Raw genomic sequence first — 17385 nt, forward strand, 5'->3', positions numbered from 1 at the left:
TCGCCCGGCTCAGCCGACGAGCTCGGCGCACTCGAGCCACTCGAGCTCGAGCATCTCCTTCTCCTCCGCGAGCTCCCCGAGCGTGGAGTTGAGCTCCGCCAGCCGGGTGTGGTCGTGCACCGACTCGGCCATCTCGTGGTGCAGCTTGTCCTCACGGGCCGCGAGCTTGGCCAGCTGCTTCTCGATCCGGGCCATCGCCTTGCGCGCCTCACGCTGCGTCGCCGGGTCCACGGTCGGCTCCGCCGATGACGAAGGGGGACCCTCTGCCTCCTTCGCCGCGGTCGCCGTGGCCTGGGCCACCGCGTCACGGGCACCCGTGGTGCCGGCCTGCGCGGCGCGTAGCCGCAGGTACTCGTCGACGCCGCCGGGCACGTGCCGCAGCCGGCCGTCGATGATCGCGTACTGCTGGTCGGTGACCCGCTCGAGCAGGTAGCGGTCGTGGGAGATGACGATGAGCGTGCCCGGCCACGAGTCGAGCAGGTCCTCCATCGCCGCGAGCATGTCGGAGTCGACGTCGTTGGTCGGCTCGTCGAGGGCGATGACATTGGGCTCGTCGAGCAGCAGGAGCAGCAGCTGCAGGCGCCGCTTCTGCCCGCCGGAGAGGTCGTCGACGCGCGCCGACAGGTGCTCGCGCGCGAAGCCCAACCGCTCGAGCAGCTGCGCAGGCGTGTGGTCGCGGCCCTCGATCGTGAAGGTCGTCTTCGTCCGGGCGAGCACCTCGCGCACCCGGTCACCGCCGATCGTCGCCAGCTGGGAGAACTGCTGGTCGAGAAAGCCGAACTTCACCGTCTTGCCGCGCTTGACCCGCCCGCTCGTCGGCGCGATCGTGCCGGCGACGAGCCCGAGGAGGGTCGACTTGCCGGCGCCGTTCGCGCCGAGGATGCCGGTGCGCTCGCCGGGCGCGATCCGCCAGGTGATGTTGCGCAGGACGACCCGGTCGCCGAAGGCCACGCCGGCGTCCTCGAGGTCGATGACGTCCTTGCCCAGGCGCGCGACGGCCATCCGCTGCAGCTCGATCGGGTTGCGCACCGGCGGCACGTCCTCGATGAGCTGGTTGGCCGCGTCGATGCGGAACTTCGGCTTCGAGGTGCGGGCGGGCGCGCCCCGGCGCAGCCAGGCGAGCTCCTTGCGCATGAGGTTCTGCCGCTTCTGCTCGGTCGCGGCGGCGATGCGGTCGCGCTCGACCCGCTGCAGGACGTAGGCCGCGTAGCCGCCCTCGAAGGGCTCGACGATGCCGTCGTGCACCTCCCAGGTCTCGGTGCACACCTCGTCGAGGAACCACCGGTCGTGGGTGATGACGAGCAGGCCGCCCGTCCCCTTCGGCCAGCGTCCAGAGAGGTGCTGCGCGAGCCAGGCGATGCCCTCGACGTCGAGGTGGTTGGTCGGCTCGTCGAGCGCGATGAGATCCCACTCCCCGACGAGGAGCGCGGCGAGCGCCACCCGGCGGCGCTGACCGCCGGAGAGCTCACCGACGAGCGCGTCCCACGGCACGTCGGCGACGAGGCCGCCGATGACGTCGCGCACGCGCGCGTCGCCGGCCCACTCGTGCTCGGGCCGGTCGCCGACGATGCTGTGGCCGACGGTCGCGGCCGGGTCGAGGTCGTCGGTCTGGTCGAGGACGCCGAAGCGCACCCCGCCGCGGCGGGTGATCCGGCCGGACTGCGGCTCGATGGTGCCGGCGAGCATGCCGAGCAGGCTCGACTTGCCGTCGCCGTTGCGCCCGACGAGGCCGATCCGGTCGCCCTCCTCGATGCCGAGGCTGACCGAGTCGAAGACGACGCGCGTGGGGTACTCGAGGTGGAGCGACTCCGCTCCCAGCAGGGGTGTGGCCATCAGGTCGTTCGCGCCGTGGGCAGGACCTGGGCGCCGTGGACGGGCCCGGTGGCCCGCAGCACGTCACCGGCGACGCCGGAGGCCGTCAGGGCGACGGCGAGGTCGATGGCACCCTCCGCCGACTCGGCGAGGATCGCGACCGTCGGGCCCGAGCCGGAGACGATGGCCGCGAGCGCGCCGAAGCCCATCGCGGCCTCGACGACCTCGCCGATCGCCGGCTGCAGCGCGATCGCGTCGGCCTGCAGGTCGTTGTCGAGCACGGGCGCGAGGGCACTCGGGTCACCGGCCCGCAGCGCGCTCATCAGCGCGGCGCTCGGGGTCGGGTCGTCAAGGGCGGAGCCCGCGGTGCGCTGGTCGAAGGCCGAGTAGACCATCGGCGTCGACAGGCCGCTCGCGGCGGAGGGCACGAAGACCCAGTGGTACGTCCCCTTCGCCAGCACGGCCGTGACCACCTCGCCGCGGCCGGAGCCCACGGCGGTGCCCCCGTGGAGGAGAAAGGGCACGTCGCTGCCGATGCCGGCCGCGATCTCCTCGAGCTCCTCGCGCGCCAGTGCGGTGCCCCACAGCGCATCGCAGGCGACGAGGGCCGCGGCGGCGTCGGCCGAGCCACCGGCCATCCCGCCGGCGACGGGGATCTCCTTGTGGATCGACAGGTGCACCGGCTCCTGACCGCCCGTGTGCTCCGACAGCGCCAGCGCAGCGCGCAGCGCGAGGTTGGACTCGTCGGTCGGCACCTTGTCGGCGTCGCGACCCCGGACCGAGCAGCCCCAGTCGTCGGCGAGCGAGGCGGTGACCTCGTCGTGCAGGCCGACGGCCTGGTAGACGGTCGAGAGGGCGTGGTAGCCGTCGTCGCGCAGCGGCCCGACGAAGAGCTCCAGGTTGACCTTCGCCGGGGCGCGCACGGTGACGGGCGCGGGCGACTCGAGGACGGAGGTCATGGCGTCACCCTAGCCATGAGTTCCTCGGTGATCCGCGCGAAGGCGAGGACGTCGAGCTGCTCGCCGCGGGTGCGCGGGTCGACACCGGCGGCCAGGAGAGCCGCCTCGGCCACCTCGCCCGACCCCGCGATGGAGCGAAGGGAGGCCCGCAGCGTCTTGCGTCGCTGGGCGAAGGCGGCATCGACGACGGCGAAGACCTGCTCGCGGGTCGCGGCCGTCGTCGGCGGGTCGCGGCGCACGAGACGCACGAGACCGGAGTCGACATTGGGCACCGGCCAGAAGATCGAGCGGGAGACGCGGCCGGCGAGCGCGACGTCCGTCCACCAGGCGGCCTTGACGCTCGGCACGCCATAGGTCTTGCTGCCCGGGCCCGCGGCGAGGCGCTCGGCGACCTCGAGCTGGACCATGACGAGCACCCGCTCGATGGTCGGGAAGGTCTCGAGGAAGTGCAGGACGACCGGCACCGAGATGTTGTAGGGCAGGTTGGCCACGAGCGCGGTCGGGGGCGGCCCCGGCAGGTCGGTGACCGTCATGGCGTCGGCGTGGACCACCTCGAGGCGCTCCACGGCACCCGGCGCCTCCTCGGCGACGGTCCCGGGCAGGGCGGCGGCGAGCACCGGGTCGACCTCGACGGCCGTGACCCGCCCGGCGGCCTCGAGCAGGGCGAGGGTGAGCGATCCCAGGCCGGGCCCGATCTCGACGACGTGGTCCTGCGCGGTGACCTCGCCGGCGCGCACGATGCGGCGCACGGTGTTGGCGTCGACGACGAAGTTCTGACCCCACTGCTTCGTCGGTCGCACGCCGTGACGCTCGGCGAGCTCGCGGATGCGGGCGGCCCCGAGCAGGCCGGCTGCGCCGCCCTCGGGGTGCGGTGTGGGGTGCTCGCTCGTCATGGGAGTGACTCTATTCATCGAAGGGGGCCGCGCTCGCCACGGCAGCGGTGAGCCCCCGCACCCGGTGTGGGTGGCGGGGGCTCGACCGGCGAGGCGCGATGCTCGCGCCGCGCGGAGGGTGGCTCCGGTCAGGCCGCGTGGGCGCAGCCCCAGGGCTGCAGGCCACGGTCGGCGTAGACGCGGTTGGCCACGGTGATCTGCTGCTCGCGGGAGGCGAGGTCGGGGCGGGAGGCGAAGTCGCCGCCGCCGGCGCCGAGCCAGGTCTGCAGGTCGAACTGCAGGCCGCCGTAGTAGCCGTTGCCGGTGTTGATCGACCAGTTGCCGGTCGACTCGCACTGGGCGATGCGGTCCCACATGTCGGCGCGGGAGAGGTCGAGACCCGAGGTGCTCGCGGTCTTCGACGGGGTCGACGTCGGCTCGGGGCTCGGGGTCGAGGGCTTCGGCGTGGACGTCGCGGTCGGCGTCGGCTTCGGCGTGGAGGTCGCCTTGGGCTTCGGCGCCGGCTTGGGGGCCGGGCGGGCCTTGGTGCCCTGCAGGACGATGCGGTCGACGGGCTCAGCCGTGACCTTGACCATCGTCTGGCGCGAGTAGACGACCTCGCCGTTCTTCTTCGACACCCGGTAGGTGATCGTGCGGGAGCCGGCACGGCCCTCCTGCTGGAGCTTGGTCTGCCCCTCGTAGAGCGAGCTGTCCTTCTTGACCACGGTCTCGTAGGGGATGACCTCGGTCCGGGTGTCGCCGGTGCGGTTGACCCGGTCGAGGCGGATCGTCATGCCGTCGGTGACGCGGGACTTCGCGCCGGGCTTGATGAGGTCGTTGCCGTCGTAGCGGACCTCGGCCTGGGTCAGGGCGTCCTCGACGGTCGTCGCGGTGACGGTCGCGGTCGAGCGCTTGCCACCGACGAGGAGCTTGACCTGCTTCGGGGTGCTCACGCGCAGGTCGAGGCCCTTGCGGCCGATGGTCTGGCTGCGCGAGGCGCTGAGGATGGCGCCGTCGCCGTTGCGGATCCCGAGCTGCTGGAGCGCCTCGCCGACGGTGGAGGCCGTCGTCCAGTACTCGCGCTCCTTGCCGTCGACCGTGACGGTCAGCTTGCGGCCGTAGCGCACCACGATGGTCTGGCCGTCGTCCACGGGGCTCTCGGCCGACGGCGTGACGACGTCGTGGGGGCCGAGCTCGACGCCCTGCTTCTCCAGGACGTCACCGACGGTGCCGCCGAAGGCGTGGACGGTGGACTTCTCGCCGTCGACCGACAGGGCGACGGACTTGTCCATGACGACGACGCCAGACACGCCGAGGGCCAAGGCGCCGACGACGCCGGCCTGGGTGATGCGGCGGATCGCAGGTGAACTCACAGTGCTCCGATGTTTGAACTTCCCGGGCACCGGTGGGTCCGCACACGGGGACCCAAGGGATGGCGGGCACCTGTGTCAGCGAAAGAGATCAGGGGAAACCGGCCCCGGCCAACAGCGGACTACCTTGCCTGACGCATCAACCGAAGGTCAAGTTTTGATAACGGCACGCGACGAGCGTCACGCCCAGGGGCCGTAGACGCGCTCGCTGTTGGCCGAGATCGCGGCGCACATCGTCGGCACGTCGACGCCCAGCGTGCGGGCCATGACGCGCACCGTGTGCGGCAGCAGATAGGGGGCATTGGCCCGCCCACGCTCGGGCGTCGGGGTCAGGTAGGGCGCGTCCGTCTCGGCGAGCACCTGCTCGATCGGCGTGTGGGCCAGCGCTTCGCGCAGCCCGCCGGCGCTCTTGAAGGTGAGCGTCCCGGCGAAGGAGAGCAGGTAGCCGCGCTCGACGCACTCGCGCGCCATCGCGAGGTCCCCGCTGAAGCAGTGCAGCACCGTCGTCTCCGGCGCGCCCTCCTCGGCGAGGATGCGCAGCACGTCGTCGTGGCTGTCGCGGTCGTGGATCTGCAGCGCCTTGCCGGTGCGTTTGGCCAGGTCGATGTGCCAGCGGAAGGACTCCTGCTGCACCGCGTGCCCCTCGGGGCCGGTGCGGAAGTAGTCCAGACCGCTCTCGCCGATCGCCCGCACCCGCGGGTGCGCGGCCAGACGCTCGATCTCGTCCCACGCGGACTGGAGCTCTCCAGCTTCCGCCAGCGCGGGAATCTCGTTGGGGTGCAAGGCAACTGCGCCGAGCATCGACGGGTGCCGGTCGACCTGGTCGACGGTGAAGCGGGCGCTCTCGAGGTCGCAGCCGACCTGCACCACCCGGTCCACGCCCACGGAAGCAGCGCTCGCCAGGGCCGCGGCGACGTCGTCCGTGGACCGCTGCTCGCCCCCTTCGGGAGCGATGGCATCGGCGACGTCACGACGACGGATGTCGAGGTGCGTGTGGTTGTCGACGACCGCGACCGGCAGCGGGTCCGGGTGCGGCGCGACGCCCTCGCGATCCGCCATCAGCCCTCCCCCGACATGGCCGCACGCTCCGTGGCGACGACCTCCTCGGGGTCGAGCTTGACGAAGACCGGGCTCGGCTTGGCGATCGGCGTGCCGACCGTCACCGGCGTGGGCTCCCAGCGCGGGAAGCCCGAGTAGTCGCCGGTGATGACGGGGTAGCCGGGGCCACCGTCGAGGTCCTCGACGTCCTCGACGTGCGGCATGGGGACGAGCTGCCCGTCGCCACCGAGGACCGCGTCGACCCGGTTGGCCGCGTGCGGGAGGAAGGGCGCGAGGAGCAGGTTGCAGTCGCTGACGCACTGGGTGAGCGTGTGCAGCACCGTCGCCAGCCGCTCACGCTGGTCCTCGCCCTTGAGCCGGAAGGGCTCGGTGTCGGTGACGTACTTGTTGACATCGCCGACGACCCGCATGACCTCGCCGAGCGCGGCCTTCTGCCGGTGCCGCTCGAGCAGCCCGCCGACCTCGGCGAAGGCCCCGGCGACCCGCGCGAGCACCGCCCGGTCGACCTCCTCGAGCTCGCCCGGCTGCGGGATCTCGCCGAAGTTCTTGGCGACCATCGAGGCAGTGCGGTTGACGAGGTTGCCCCAACCGGCGACGAGCTCGGAGTTGTTGCGCTGGACGAAGTCCGGCCAGGTGAAGTCGGCATCCTGGTTCTCCGGGCCCGCGGCGCAGATGAAGTAGCGCAGCGGGTCGGGACCGTATGCCTCGAGGACGTGCCGCACGCCGATGACGTGGCCGCGGCTGGAGGAGAACTGCCGGCTCTCCATCGTGAGGAACTCGCTCGAGACGACCTCGGTCGGGAGGTTGAGCTCACCCATCGGGCCGGGCTCGCCCCCCTTCGCGCCCTTGCCGGAGTACGCGAGCAGCTCCGCGGGCCAGATCTGGCTGTGGAAGGTGATGTTGTCCTTGCCCATGAAGTAGTAGGACAGCGCCTCCGGGTCGTTCCACCACTCGCGCCAGCGCTCCGGCTCGCCCTGGCGGCGCGCCCACTCGATCGACGCCGACAGGTAGCCGATGACGGCGTCGAACCACACGTAGAAGCGCTTCGTCGGGTACTTCGTCGCCAGCTCGCCCGGCAGCGGGATGCCCCAGTCGATGTCACGGGTCATCGCGCGCGGCCGGATGTCGTCGAGGATGTTGAGGCTGAAGCGGATGACATTGGGCCGCCACGTGCCGGTCGCCTCACGACCCTCGAGGTACTCGCGCAGCGCGTCGGCGAGCGCCGGCAGGTCGAGGAAGAAGTGCTCCGTCTCGCCGAACTGCGGCGTCGACCCGTCGATCTTGCTCCGGGGGTCCTTGAGGTCGCTCGGCTCGAGCTGGTTGCCGCAGTTGTCGCACTGGTCGCCGCGGGCGTCCTCGTAACCGCAGATCGGGCAGGTGCCCTCGATGTAGCGGTCGGGCAGCGTGCGGCCGGTGCGGGCGTCGAGCGCGACCTGCTGGGTCTGCTCGATGAAGTAGCCGTTGGCCCGGCACTGCTCGAAGAGGTCCTGGACGACCTGGTAGTGGTTGCGCGCGGTCGTGCGCGTGTAGAGGTCGTAGGAGCAGCCGAGGTCGGCGAGCTCGTGGGCGATCGTCGCGTGGTGCGCGTCGACGAGCTCGCGGGCGGTCGTGCCCTGCTTGTCGGCGAGCACGAGGATCGGCGTGCCGTGCTCGTCGGAGCCGCTCACCATGAGCACGTCGTGCCCCGCCATGCGCATGTACCGGCTGAAGACGTCAGAGGGGACCCCGAAGCCGGCGACGTGGCCGAGGTGGCGGGGACCGTTGGCGTAGGGCCAGGCGACGGCGGAGAGAACCTTCATGCGCCTCATCCTAGGTTCCCCGTCGGCGCCCGCCATCGGCGCTAGCCTGCGCAGGACGAAGGGCGTGACCGTCACGCTGCGAGAGGTGTCGCCGATGATCGCCGCACTCACGGGGATGGGCCTGAGCGCCGCCGCCGGGCTCAACGCCTACATCCCCTTCCTCGTCGTCGCCCTCCTCGCGCGCTTCACCGACGTCTTCACCCTTCCGGTGGGCTTCGAGTGGATGGAGTCGTGGTGGGCCATCGGCATCGGCGCCGTCCTGCTGCTCGCCGAGGTCACCCTCGACAAGGTGCCGGCGATCGACAGCATCAACGACGCGGTCCAGAGCTTCATCCGCCCCGGCATGGGCGGGCTCATGGGCGCGGCCACAGCGGGCGCGAGCAGTCTCGACGAGTCGACGTGGATGCAGGAGCACGCGTGGGTCGGGGTCGTCCTGGGCATCGTCGTCGCCGGTCTCGTCCACTCCGGCAAAGCCGCGGCCCGGCCGGTGATCAACGCCGGCACCGCCGGCATCGGCGCCCCGGTCGTCTCGACCGCGGAGGACGGGGCATCCTTCGGCATCGCGCTCGTCGCGATCTTCGTGCCGGTGCTCGTGATCCTCGTGCTCATCGCCCTGGCGGCGATGCTCATCTGGGTCCTCACCGCGTGGCGACGCCTGCGCCGCCGCCGGCAGGCGCGTCCGGCCACCTGACCCGCGCGCACGACCTCGCGGGCGCGCGACGCCCGGGCTGGCCGGGAGTCAGGCCGGCAGGAAGGCCTCGATGATCCGCCGGCCGACCTCGCGGACAAAGGGCTCACGCTGGTCCACCGGTCGGGTGAGCGCCGCCGTGAGCACGCCCTCCATCGCGGCGATGACCGCCTGGGCGGACGTCTCGACGTCACGGACCTCGGCGAGGGTGAGGATCTGACGGACGATCCCGTCGACCCGGTCGCGCGCGGGCGCCATGGCGGCCGCGATCTCCGGCTGGCGCGAGGCCTCCTGGGTCAGTTCCGCCTTGGCCATCCAGGCCTCCGGCTCGCGCAGCCACGACGCGAAGAGGTCGAGCGCGTGGTCGATGAGCGTCGCGTCGTCCTCCCCCGCCTGCTGCTGGCGGCTCAGCTCCTCGACGCTGTCGATGAGGCCCGCTGCGATGAACTCCGTGAGAGCGGTGACCAGGGCCATCCGGGTGCGCAGGTAGCCCGACGTGCTCCCCTGCGGCAGACCGGCCTCCGCGTCGACCGCCCGGTGGGTCAGCCCCCGCATCCCTCCGGCCGCGACGACTCGCGTCGCCGACTCGAGGATCAGCTGCATGCGGGGCGAGAGCTCCGTCGTGGCGTTGACGCTCATTCGGCTCACGGTACCCGCTCGCCGGGCGACGCCGAGCGGGTGCGGCGACCCGCCGGAACCGACTTGACGAGCCTCTTCTACGGGTGTAGTTTTTCAACCGTCTTCAACAGATGTAGAAGGGAATTGGACACCATGAGCATTGCCACCATCTCCGGCTTCGTCACCGCCGCCCTCGTCCTCGTGGGCATCGCGCTGGCGGTCCTCCTCGTCTCGGTCGGCGTCGCTGCCTTCCAGTTCTTCGCGGAGAACCGCCCCGTCCGCGTCGCCCGCCACGAGAGCATCCCGACGTACTACCGTCACGTCGCCTTCGGCTGATCCGGCTGATCGAAGGGGGACCAGCGCGGCTCCCCCTTCGCCTCCCGTGCCCGCGGTCCACGCCGGCGACGACGCCACGGACCGCGCGCCTACGCTGGGGCCATGGCCCCGGCCCTCGACCTGCTCCCCCGCCGCACGGCGCTCACCGAGACGGCCCTCGTCCTGGGTGTCTCGCTCGGCGCCTCGGCGCTGTGGTCGGCACTGTCGCTGCTGCGCAAGCTCACCGCCGACGAGGGGCTCTCCGGGCAGGTGACCTCGATGAACCAGTCGGTCACCCCCGACCAGCCCTGGCTCGACCTGACCCACCAGCTCGTCGGCATCGGCCTGGCCCTCGTGCCGGTCGCGCTGGCCCTGCACCTGCTGGCTCGGCAGCACCCGCACCCCGCACGTCTCGTCGGCCTCGACGGGCGCGCCCCGGCACGTGACCTCCTCCAGGGCATGGCCCTCGCCGCCACCATCGGCATCCCCGGCCTCGGGCTCTACCTGCTCGCCCGCGCCCTCGACCTCAACACGACGATCGCCGCCTCCGACCTCGGTCAGGCCTGGTGGACGATCCCGGTCCTGGTCCTCGCGGCGGGTCAGAACGCGGTGCTCGAGGAGGTCGTCATGGTCGGCTACCTCTTCACCCGGTGGCGTGAGGCCGGCTGGAGCCCCGTGACGATCGTCGTCGTCAGCGCGCTCGTCCGGGGCAGCTACCACCTCTACCAGGGGCTGGGTGGCTTCGTCGGCAACATCGCGATGGGCCTGCTGCTCGGCGCCGTCTACCTGCGGGTGCGCCGGGTCATGCCCTTGGTCATCGCCCACTGGGTCATCGACGTCGTCGCCTTCGTCGGCTATGCCCTGCTCGTCACCCGCGTCGGGTGGCTGTGACCCTCACAGGTCGCCGTCGTCGAGCTCCTTGACGGACTTCGCCCCGGCGGGTCGCTTGTAGTCCTCGTCGGTCGACCCCCACTTGCTGAACTTCAGCGTCGTGCGGTCCGGGAAGCGGCCGTAGGTCATCTCGAGCAGCTTCGTCGGCGACCCGGTCGTCATGTAGACCTGCCGTTGCCCGGCATTGCTGCCCTGGCTCCCGCTGACCCGGTTGAGCTGGACGAGGTGCACCCACTCCCCGTCGAGGGCGACCGTGCTCGCCGGGCTGTAGCGGGCGTCGATGGGGGTGAGCCCCTCGCCGAAGAAGCTGCTCTTGATCAGCCGATAGGGCTTGAAGATCTCGACCGCGGAGCGCTCCCGCGGGATCTGCACCCATTGGCCGACCCGCTTGCGCATGGGGCTCGCCCGGCGCACCCCCCGGGTGTCGAGCCAGGCCTTGTCGACCTTGACGTAGTGCTCCATCCCGATGACGACGCTCTCGAGCTTGCCGCCGCCCTCAAGGGTCACCGTGCTGTGCGACTTGCCGCCGTCGGCATTCTGCTGCGTGACACCACCGGTCGACCCCTCGGACACGATGCTCATCTGCAGGTCGCGCTCGGCGTCGTGCAGGGTGCCGGTGATCGTGACGCTGGACGACGCACTCGCATAGGAGCGCATCGCGTCGATGAGCGTCTCCGGGCCGGGCGTCGCCGGGCGCGTCCCCGACGGGGTCGCGCCGGCCGCCGTCGTGGTGGCGGTGCTGGGCTCCGTCGTCGAGGTCGTCTCGAGCGGCACCTGGCTCGTGCTCGACGACGAAGGGGAGGCCCCCTCCCCTCCGAGGTCGCACCCGGTCAGGGACAGCGCGACGGCGCCGGCCAGCAGGATGCTGGCCCGGCGCCGTCGGGCGTGGTCACACAGGCTCACAACCAACGATCCCCTCATCGTCGGCGGTCGCGGCTCAGAGAGCGCCGCGGGCCGCCTTGCGCAGGTCGGAGTTGAGCGTGCTGATGACGTCGAGCGGGATCTCCTTGGGGCACGCCGCGGCGCACTCGCCGATGTTGGTGCACCCGCCGAAGCCCTCGAGGTCGTGCGTCTCGAGCATCTTGACGACACGGCCACCACGCTCGGGCTGACCCTGCGGCAGCTCACCCAGGTGGGTGACCTTGGCGCCGAGGAAGAGCATGCCCGAGGCATTGGGGCAGGCAGCGACGCAGGCGCCGCAGCCGATGCACTTGGCCGAGTCGAAGGCCCGGTCCGCGTGGTCCTTGGGGACCGGCACCGAGTGCGCCTCGGGGGCGGCACCCGTGTTGACCGAGATGTAGCCGCCAGACTGGATGATCCGGTCGAAGGCGCTGCGGTCGACGACGAGGTCACGCACGACCGGGAAGGCGTTGGCCCGCCACGGCTCGACGGTGATGGTCTCTCCGCTGCGGAAGGAGCGCATGTGCAGCTGGCAGGTGGTCGTCCGCTCGGGGCCGTGGGCCTCGCCGGAGATCATCAGGCCGCACATGCCGCAGATGCCCTCGCGGCAGTCGCTGTCGAAGGCCACCGGCTCGGTGCCCTCGGCGATGAGCTGCTCGTTGAGGACGTCGAGCATCTCGAGGAAGGACATGTCCGGGGAGATGTCCTTCACCTGGTAGGTGACGAGTTCGCCCTTCGCCGTGGGCCCGGCCTGGCGCCAGATCTTGAGGGTCAGTTCCATGCTCACTTGTAGCTCCGCTGCTTCAGCTCGATGAACTTGTAGTTCAGGTCTTCCTTGTGCAGGACGGGTGCGTCGTCGCCGAACTCCCAGGCGGCGACGTAGGCGAACTCGTCGTCGTGACGCAGCGCCTCGCCGTCCTCGGTCTGCGACTCGGCGCGGAAGTGGCCGCCGCAGGACTCGCGACGGTGCAGCGCGTCGATGCACATGAGCTCACCGAGCTCGAGGAAGTCGGCGACGCGGCCGGCCTTCTCGAGGCTCTGGTTGAGGGTGTCGGCCTCGCCCAGGACCCGGACGTTGGTCCAGAACTCCTGCTTGAGGTCACGGATGAGGCCGATGGCCTTGCGCAGACCGGCGTCGGTCCGCTCCATGCCGCAGTACTCCCACATGATGCGGCCGAGCTCGCGGTGGAAGGAGTCGACGCTGCGCTCACCGTTGATCGAGAGGAACTTCTCGATCCGGTCGGTCACCGCTGCCTTGGCCTCGACGACGGCCGGGTGGTCCTCGGAGATCTTGTCGAAGGGGCCCTTGGCGAGGTAGCTGCGCACCGTGTTGGGCAGGACGAAGTAGCCGTCGGCGAGGCACTGCATGAGCGACGACGCGCCCAGGCGGTTGGCGCCGTGGTCGGAGAAGTTGGCCTCACCGATCGCGTACAGGCCCGGGATCGAGGTCTGCAGGTCGTAGTCGACCCACAGGCCACCCATCGTGTAGTGCACGGCGGGGTAGATGCGCATCGGCACCTCGTAGGGGTTCTCCCCCGTGATCCGCGCGTACATGTCGAAGAGGTTGCCGTACTTCTCCTCGACGGTCTCGCGGCCCATGCGCTCGATGGCGGCGGCGAAGTCGAGGTAGACACCGCGGCGCATCTGGCGCTTGTTGCCGTCCTGGTCGACCTCGTCGACGAGCGGGCCGACGCCGCGGCCCTCGTCGCACATGTTCTTCGCCTGGCGGGAGGCGATGTCACGGGGCACGAGGTTGCCGAAGGCCGGGTAGATCCGCTCGAGGTAGTAGTCGCGGTCCTCCTCGGGGATCTCGCGCGGGTCCTTGTCGCAGTCCTCGGCCTTCTTGGGCACCCAGATGCGACCGTCGTTGCGCAGCGACTCCGACATCAGGGTCAGCTTCGACTGGTGGTCGCCGGAGACCGGGATGCACGTCGGGTGGATCTGCGTGTAGCAGGGGTTGCCGAAGTAGGCGCCCTTGCGGTGGGCCCGCCACGCGGCGGTGACGTTGCAGCCCATCGCGTTGGTGGAGAGGAAGAAGACGTTGCCGTAGCCACCCGTCGCGAGGACGACGACGTCGGCGAGGTGGGTCTCGATCTCGCCGGTGACCATGTCGCGCGCGATGATGCCGCGGGCGACGCCCTCGACGAGGACGACCTCGAGCATCTCGTGGCGGCTGTACTCCGTGACGGTGCCCTTGGCGACCTGGCGCTCCATGGCCTGGTAGGCACCGATGAGCAGCTGCTGGCCGGTCTGGCCCGCGGCGTAGAAGGTGCGGGCGACCTGGACGCCACCGAAGGAGCGGTTGTCGAGCAGACCGCCGTACTCACGGGCGAAGGGGACACCCTGCGCCACGCACTGGTCGATGATGTTGGTGCTCACCTCGGCCAGTCGGTAGACGTTGGTCTCGCGGCTGCGGTAGTCACCGCCCTTGACCGTGTCGTAGAAGAGTCGGTATGTCGAGTCGCCGTCGTCGTTGTAGTTCTTCGCGGCGTTGATGCCACCCTGCGCGGCGATCGAGTGCGCGCGGCGGGCGCTGTCCTGGTAGAAGAAGCTCTTGACGTTGTAGCCGGCCTCTCCCATCGTCGCGGCGGCCGAGGCACCCGCGAGGCCGGTGCCGACGATGATGACGTCGAGCTTGCGACGGTTGGCGGGGTTGACCAGCGCGTTGTCGAACTTGTGCTGGGTCCACATCGTCTCGATGGGCTGGTCGGGCGCCTTGGCGTCCGCGATCGGGGCGCCCTCGGTGAAGTACTCGCTGAGCGTGTCAGTCATGTGTTCGTTGCTCCTGCTCAGAGGCTGTCGATGAAGATGTAGACCGGCGGGATCAGGAAGCCGACGACGATGACCGCCGCGAGCACCGTCCCGATCGCACGGGCGCGGGCACGGGCGACCGCGGTGCCGTTGAGGCCCAGCGTCTGCGACGCGCTGTAGACGCCGTGGTAGAGGTGCATCCCCAGTGCCACCATCGCCAGGACGTAGATGAGCAGGACCCACCACATCGCGAAGGCCGCGCTGATCATCACGTAGGGCGACTCCTTGATCGCCTCCGCGCTCGTGCCTGACCCGTAGAGGTTCGGCTTGACGATCGTGAACTGGATGAGGTGGAAGATCACGAAGATGAAGAGCGCCAGACCGCCCCAGCGCATCGTGCGCGAGGCCATGGTCGACGACAGGTTCTTCTTCACCTGGTACTTGACCGGCCGGGCGGCGTTGTTGCGACCGATGAGCTTGAGCGCCGCGTAGACGTGGCCGACGAGCGCGAGGATCAGCACGACCCGAATGACCCACAGCAGACCCGAGTACGGGAGCATCGGCTCACCGAAGGTGCGCAGGTGGTGGGCGTACTCGTCGAACGCCTCCTGCCCGGCCAGCGCCTTGAGGTTGCCGTACATGTGCAACAGGACGTACAGGAGGAAGATGACGCCGGTGCCCGCCATGAGGAACTTCAGCCCGATGGAGGAGGACGCCACCCCCTTCTTCTTCGCGGGGAGGGTCGTAGTAGCCACGGGCTCAAGGTACCGCCTTGTGAGCGCCGACACGCACCCGGGTACGCCTCTCGCGGTGTGATGTTGCCCCGGTTACCGTCACGTAATAGACAACAGAAATGTCCCGGAATTCCGGGCCTGAGCGAGAGGTGGACCCATGGACGACGCACCCCCGCAGACCCTCGTGTCCGCGACGACCCCGCGCGGTGAGATCGCGCTGCGGGAGCGTCCGCACCCGGACGGCAGCGGGTCGCTCGTCCACGAGCTCGTCGTCGCCGGCGTCTTCGCGATGGACAGCCTCGACACCTCGACCGAGGCGGCTCTCGCGCTCGAGTCCCTCGCCCGCACCGACTCCCCCGAGCGGGTGCTCGTGGGCGGGCTCGGGCTGGGCTTCACGACGTGGCAGGTCCTCAAGGACAAGCGCGTGCGCCACGTCGACGTCGTCGAGATCGAGACCGACCTCGTCGAGTGGGCCCGCCTCGGCCTCGCGCCGACGCTCGGCCTCGTGGCCAGACACCCCCGGGTGAGCGTCCACGCCGGCGACGTCGCACCGGTCCTGCGTGGGCAGGCGACCCCCGTCGGCCCGTGGGACCTCGTGCTGCTCGACGTCGACAACGGCCCGAGCTTCCTCGTCCACGAGGGCAACGAGCGCATCTACTCCCCCGACGCCCTGCGCGCCGCCCTCGACCAGGTCTGCCCCGGCGGCACCCTCGCCATCTGGGCGGCCCAGCGCGAGCCCGACCTCCGCGCAGCGCTGGAGCCCCTCGGCACCACCGAGGAGGTCCTCCTCGACGTCGAGCGCGAAGGGCGCACCCTCACCTACGCCCTCTACCTCACCAGCCCCTGACCTGACCCCGCTGGCTGGATGGCCGGGAAGAGCTGACGTGGCCGGGATCAACGGACGTGGCCGGGCAATTGCGCGGTCATCTCCAGACATCTCGGCCCGTTCAAGGATGTCCGGGCCATCAGCAGGTTTCCCGGCCAACTCCCTTCGCACGATGCACGCGTCCCCCGACAGCGTTGATGTCACCTGGCAGCGTGGCGCCAGTCGGTTGCCCGGAGAAGGGGGACCAGGTGACACCAACGCCGTCAGGCGGGCAGAGACCTGGTCGAGGCGGGCGCCGCGCGACCTTCCTCAGGAGGCGTTGGGAGACGACGCCGGGACGAGAGGTGGGGTCCGGCCCAGCCCAGCGCCGGGCCCCACCTGCCGGCACCCAACCCGACGCATCAGCCGGCAGCGGCCGCCTTGGCAGCGGCGGGCAGTGCGGTGCGGATCGTGTCGAGGGCCTCGGCGTCGAGGGCATCGGAGACGAACCACACCTCGAAGGCGCTCGGCGGCAGGTGCACGCCGCCCTCGAGCATCGCGTGGAAGAAGCGCCCGTAGGCGGCCGTGTCCTGGTCCTGCGCGTCGGCGAAGGAGCGCACCGGCTCGTCGCGGAAGAAGATCGAGAACATCGACCCGGCCCACTGGACGGTGTGCGCGACGCCTTCGGCGGACAGGGCGGCGGAGGCGGCGTCGGCGATGGTGCGGGCCGTCGTCTCGAGCCGGGGGTAGAGCTCCTCGGTGCACGCGCGCAGGGTCGCCAGGCCGGCGGCGGTCGCGACGGGGTTACCCGACAGGGTGCCGGCCTGGTAGACGGGACCGTCGGGCGCGAGCCGCGCCATGAGGTCGGCGCGGCCGCCGAAGGCCGCGGCCGGGAAGCCGCCGCCCATGACCTTGCCGAAGGTGAAGAGGTCGGGGGCGCCGCTCGGGTAGCCACCGGGGTGGGCGCCCTGCGCCGACGTCTCGAGGCCGTACCAGCCGGAGCGGCTCGCGCGGAACCCGGTCATCACCTCGTCGCTGATGAGCAGCGCACCGTGCGTCGCGGTGATCTTGCGCAGGGCCTCGGTGAACCCGGGCGCTGGCGGCACGACGCCCATGTTGCCCGGGGATGCCTCGGTGATGACCGCCGCGATCTCCTCGCCGCGCACCGCGAAGAGCTCCTCGAGGGCGCCGAGGTCGTTGTAGGGCAGCACGACCGTCTCACCGGCGGCCGAGGCCGGCACCCCTGCCGAGTCGGGCAGGGCGAAGGTCGCGACGCCCGAACCGGCCTGTGCGAGAAGGGCGTCCACGTGGCCGTGGTAGCAGCCGGCGAACTTCACGACGACCGATCGTCCGGTCGCACCACGTGCCAGGCGAAGGGCGGACATCGTCGCCTCGGTCCCCGAGGAGACGAGCCGCACCTGCTCCAGCGGGGCGACCCGGTCGACGATCTCCTCGGCGAGGGCCACCTCGTTCTCGCTCGGGGTGCCGAAGGAGAAGCCCTTGGCCGCCGCCTGCGTCACCGCGTCGAGGACGTCGGGGTGGGCGTGACCGAGGATCATCGGGCCCCACGAGCAGATGAGGTCGACGTAGCGGTTGCCGTCGACGTCGGTGAGCCAGGCTCCCTTCGCCTGGTCGATGAAGCGCGGCACCCCGCCGACGCCGCGGAAGGCCCGGACCGGTGAGTTGACCCCACCCGGGATCACCTCGCGCGCGCGGTCGAAGAGTGCCTGGGATGCGGTCGTGGAGGACGTCATGCGCCCAGTCTCCCAAACCCCACCCGCACGCTCCCGGACGAGGTAGCGCGCCACCACC

16 protein-coding genes are annotated in these 17385 nt (G+C 70.9%); 4 read left to right on the plus strand and 12 right to left on the minus strand.

The genetic code is table 11. The features are described 5' to 3' along the window. Positions 1-9 precede the first annotated feature (9 nt). The 6 genes from NMQ01_RS12490 to metG all read right to left on the minus strand — a co-directional run bounded on the left by NMQ01_RS12490 (position 10) and on the right by metG (position 7871). Positions 10-1833: an ABC-F family ATP-binding cassette domain-containing protein gene (locus NMQ01_RS12490; protein ID WP_255184246.1), complete on the minus strand. Its 1824-nt coding sequence runs from the start codon at positions 1831-1833 to the stop codon at positions 10-12. Continuing rightward, positions 1833-2771 (minus strand): 4-(cytidine 5'-diphospho)-2-C-methyl-D-erythritol kinase, encoded by a 939-nt coding sequence (locus tag NMQ01_RS12495; protein ID WP_255184247.1) that lies wholly within the window; start codon positions 2769-2771, stop codon positions 1833-1835. Before NMQ01_RS12495 ends, NMQ01_RS12490 begins: the two co-directional genes overlap by 1 nt. Then, the gene (rsmA, locus tag NMQ01_RS12500) at positions 2768-3664 is read right to left on the minus strand and encodes a 16S rRNA (adenine(1518)-N(6)/adenine(1519)-N(6))-dimethyltransferase RsmA (protein ID WP_255184248.1); all 897 of its coding nucleotides are present in this window, start codon (positions 3662-3664) and stop codon (positions 2768-2770) included. Before rsmA ends, NMQ01_RS12495 begins: the two co-directional genes overlap by 4 nt. 128 nt (positions 3665-3792) lie before the next feature. Continuing rightward, a complete protein-coding gene (locus NMQ01_RS15915) occupies positions 3793-5016 on the minus strand; it encodes a resuscitation-promoting factor (RefSeq protein WP_303707892.1) in 1224 nt (407 codons plus the stop codon). A 177-nt stretch (positions 5017-5193) separates the two neighbouring features. Further along, positions 5194-6072 carry a TatD family hydrolase gene (locus NMQ01_RS12515; RefSeq protein ID WP_255184249.1) on the minus strand — a complete coding sequence of 293 codons (879 nt, stop codon included), beginning with the start codon at positions 6070-6072 and terminating at the stop codon, positions 5194-5196. Then, complete coding sequence (gene metG / locus NMQ01_RS12520) at positions 6072-7871, minus strand: methionine--tRNA ligase (protein ID WP_255184250.1); 1800 nt, start codon at positions 7869-7871, stop codon at positions 6072-6074. Before metG ends, NMQ01_RS12515 begins: the two co-directional genes overlap by 1 nt. Before the next feature lie 94 nt (positions 7872-7965). Between metG and NMQ01_RS12525 the strand changes: the two genes are divergently transcribed. Further along, positions 7966-8562: a DUF4126 domain-containing protein gene (locus tag NMQ01_RS12525; protein ID WP_255184251.1), complete on the plus strand. Its 597-nt coding sequence runs from the start codon at positions 7966-7968 to the stop codon at positions 8560-8562. A 48-nt stretch (positions 8563-8610) separates the two neighbouring features. On the opposite strand, the gene NMQ01_RS12530 is transcribed toward NMQ01_RS12525, so the two are convergent. Beyond that, a complete protein-coding gene (locus NMQ01_RS12530) occupies positions 8611-9198 on the minus strand; it encodes a TetR/AcrR family transcriptional regulator (RefSeq protein ID WP_255184252.1) in 588 nt (195 codons plus the stop codon). Between the two features lie 132 nt (positions 9199-9330). Between NMQ01_RS12530 and NMQ01_RS12535 the strand changes: the two genes are divergently transcribed. Together NMQ01_RS12535 and NMQ01_RS12540 are read left to right on the plus strand one after the other, a co-directional pair. Next, positions 9331-9513, plus strand: coding sequence for a hypothetical protein (locus NMQ01_RS12535; RefSeq protein ID WP_255184253.1), 183 nt, complete (start codon positions 9331-9333; stop codon positions 9511-9513). Positions 9514-9615: 102 nt separating this feature from the next. Further along, positions 9616-10383, plus strand: a complete 768-nt coding sequence (locus NMQ01_RS12540) for a CPBP family intramembrane glutamic endopeptidase (RefSeq protein WP_255184254.1) — start codon at positions 9616-9618, stop codon at positions 10381-10383. Between the two features lie 3 nt (positions 10384-10386). Here NMQ01_RS12540 and NMQ01_RS12545 read toward each other — a convergent pair whose 3' ends face one another. The 4 genes from NMQ01_RS12545 to NMQ01_RS12560 are packed head-to-tail and all read right to left on the minus strand — an operon-like array spanning position 10387 to position 14789. Next, positions 10387-11286 carry a hypothetical protein gene (locus tag NMQ01_RS12545; RefSeq protein ID WP_255184255.1) on the minus strand — a complete coding sequence of 300 codons (900 nt, stop codon included), beginning with the start codon at positions 11284-11286 and terminating at the stop codon, positions 10387-10389. Between the two features lie 34 nt (positions 11287-11320). After that, complete coding sequence (locus tag NMQ01_RS12550; RefSeq protein ID WP_255184256.1) at positions 11321-12064, minus strand: succinate dehydrogenase/fumarate reductase iron-sulfur subunit; 744 nt, start codon at positions 12062-12064, stop codon at positions 11321-11323. A 2-nt stretch (positions 12065-12066) separates the two neighbouring features. Continuing rightward, a complete protein-coding gene (locus tag NMQ01_RS12555; protein WP_255184257.1) occupies positions 12067-14055 on the minus strand; it encodes a fumarate reductase/succinate dehydrogenase flavoprotein subunit in 1989 nt (662 codons plus the stop codon). Positions 14056-14072: 17 nt separating this feature from the next. Further along, on the minus strand, positions 14073-14789 hold the full coding sequence (locus NMQ01_RS12560; protein WP_255184258.1) for a succinate dehydrogenase cytochrome b subunit: 717 nt from the start codon (positions 14787-14789) through the stop codon (positions 14073-14075). 136 nt (positions 14790-14925) lie between these two features. Here NMQ01_RS12560 and NMQ01_RS12565 point away from each other — a divergent pair, with 136 nt between their 5' ends. After that, positions 14926-15615: a hypothetical protein gene (locus tag NMQ01_RS12565; protein WP_255184259.1), complete on the plus strand. Its 690-nt coding sequence runs from the start codon at positions 14926-14928 to the stop codon at positions 15613-15615. A 380-nt stretch (positions 15616-15995) separates the two neighbouring features. On the opposite strand, the gene hemL is transcribed toward NMQ01_RS12565, so the two are convergent. Next, positions 15996-17327, minus strand: coding sequence for a glutamate-1-semialdehyde 2,1-aminomutase (gene hemL, locus NMQ01_RS12570; RefSeq protein WP_255184260.1), 1332 nt, complete (start codon positions 17325-17327; stop codon positions 15996-15998). Between the last annotated feature and the right edge of the window lie 58 nt (positions 17328-17385).

The organism is Janibacter sp. CX7, from assembly GCF_024362365.1.
Lineage (GTDB): Bacteria > Actinomycetota > Actinomycetes > Actinomycetales > Dermatophilaceae > Janibacter.

Excerpts from the sequence above, each read along its gene's own strand:
- NMQ01_RS12550 (WP_255184256.1), bottom strand. The coding sequence starts at position 12,064 with ATGGAACTGACCCTCAAGATCTGGCGCCAGGCCGGGCCCACGGCGAAG.
- NMQ01_RS12495 (WP_255184247.1), bottom strand. The coding sequence starts at position 2,771 with ATGACCTCCGTCCTCGAGTCGCCCGCGCCCGTCACCGTGCGCGCCCCG.
- NMQ01_RS12525 (WP_255184251.1), top strand. The coding sequence starts at position 7,966 with ATGATCGCCGCACTCACGGGGATGGGCCTGAGCGCCGCCGCCGGGCTC.
- NMQ01_RS12515 (WP_255184249.1), bottom strand. The coding sequence starts at position 6,072 with ATGGCGGATCGCGAGGGCGTCGCGCCGCACCCGGACCCGCTGCCGGTC.
- metG (WP_255184250.1), bottom strand. The coding sequence starts at position 7,871 with ATGAAGGTTCTCTCCGCCGTCGCCTGGCCCTACGCCAACGGTCCCCGC.
- NMQ01_RS12490 (WP_255184246.1), bottom strand. The coding sequence starts at position 1,833 with ATGGCCACACCCCTGCTGGGAGCGGAGTCGCTCCACCTCGAGTACCCC.
- NMQ01_RS12540 (WP_255184254.1), top strand. The coding sequence starts at position 9,616 with ATGGCCCCGGCCCTCGACCTGCTCCCCCGCCGCACGGCGCTCACCGAG.
- NMQ01_RS12530 (WP_255184252.1), bottom strand. The coding sequence starts at position 9,198 with ATGAGCGTCAACGCCACGACGGAGCTCTCGCCCCGCATGCAGCTGATC.
- NMQ01_RS12555 (WP_255184257.1), bottom strand. The coding sequence starts at position 14,055 with ATGACTGACACGCTCAGCGAGTACTTCACCGAGGGCGCCCCGATCGCG.
- NMQ01_RS12535 (WP_255184253.1), top strand. The coding sequence starts at position 9,331 with ATGAGCATTGCCACCATCTCCGGCTTCGTCACCGCCGCCCTCGTCCTC.
- rsmA (WP_255184248.1), bottom strand. The coding sequence starts at position 3,664 with ATGACGAGCGAGCACCCCACACCGCACCCCGAGGGCGGCGCAGCCGGC.
- hemL (WP_255184260.1), bottom strand. The coding sequence starts at position 17,327 with ATGACGTCCTCCACGACCGCATCCCAGGCACTCTTCGACCGCGCGCGC.
- NMQ01_RS12565 (WP_255184259.1), top strand. The coding sequence starts at position 14,926 with ATGGACGACGCACCCCCGCAGACCCTCGTGTCCGCGACGACCCCGCGC.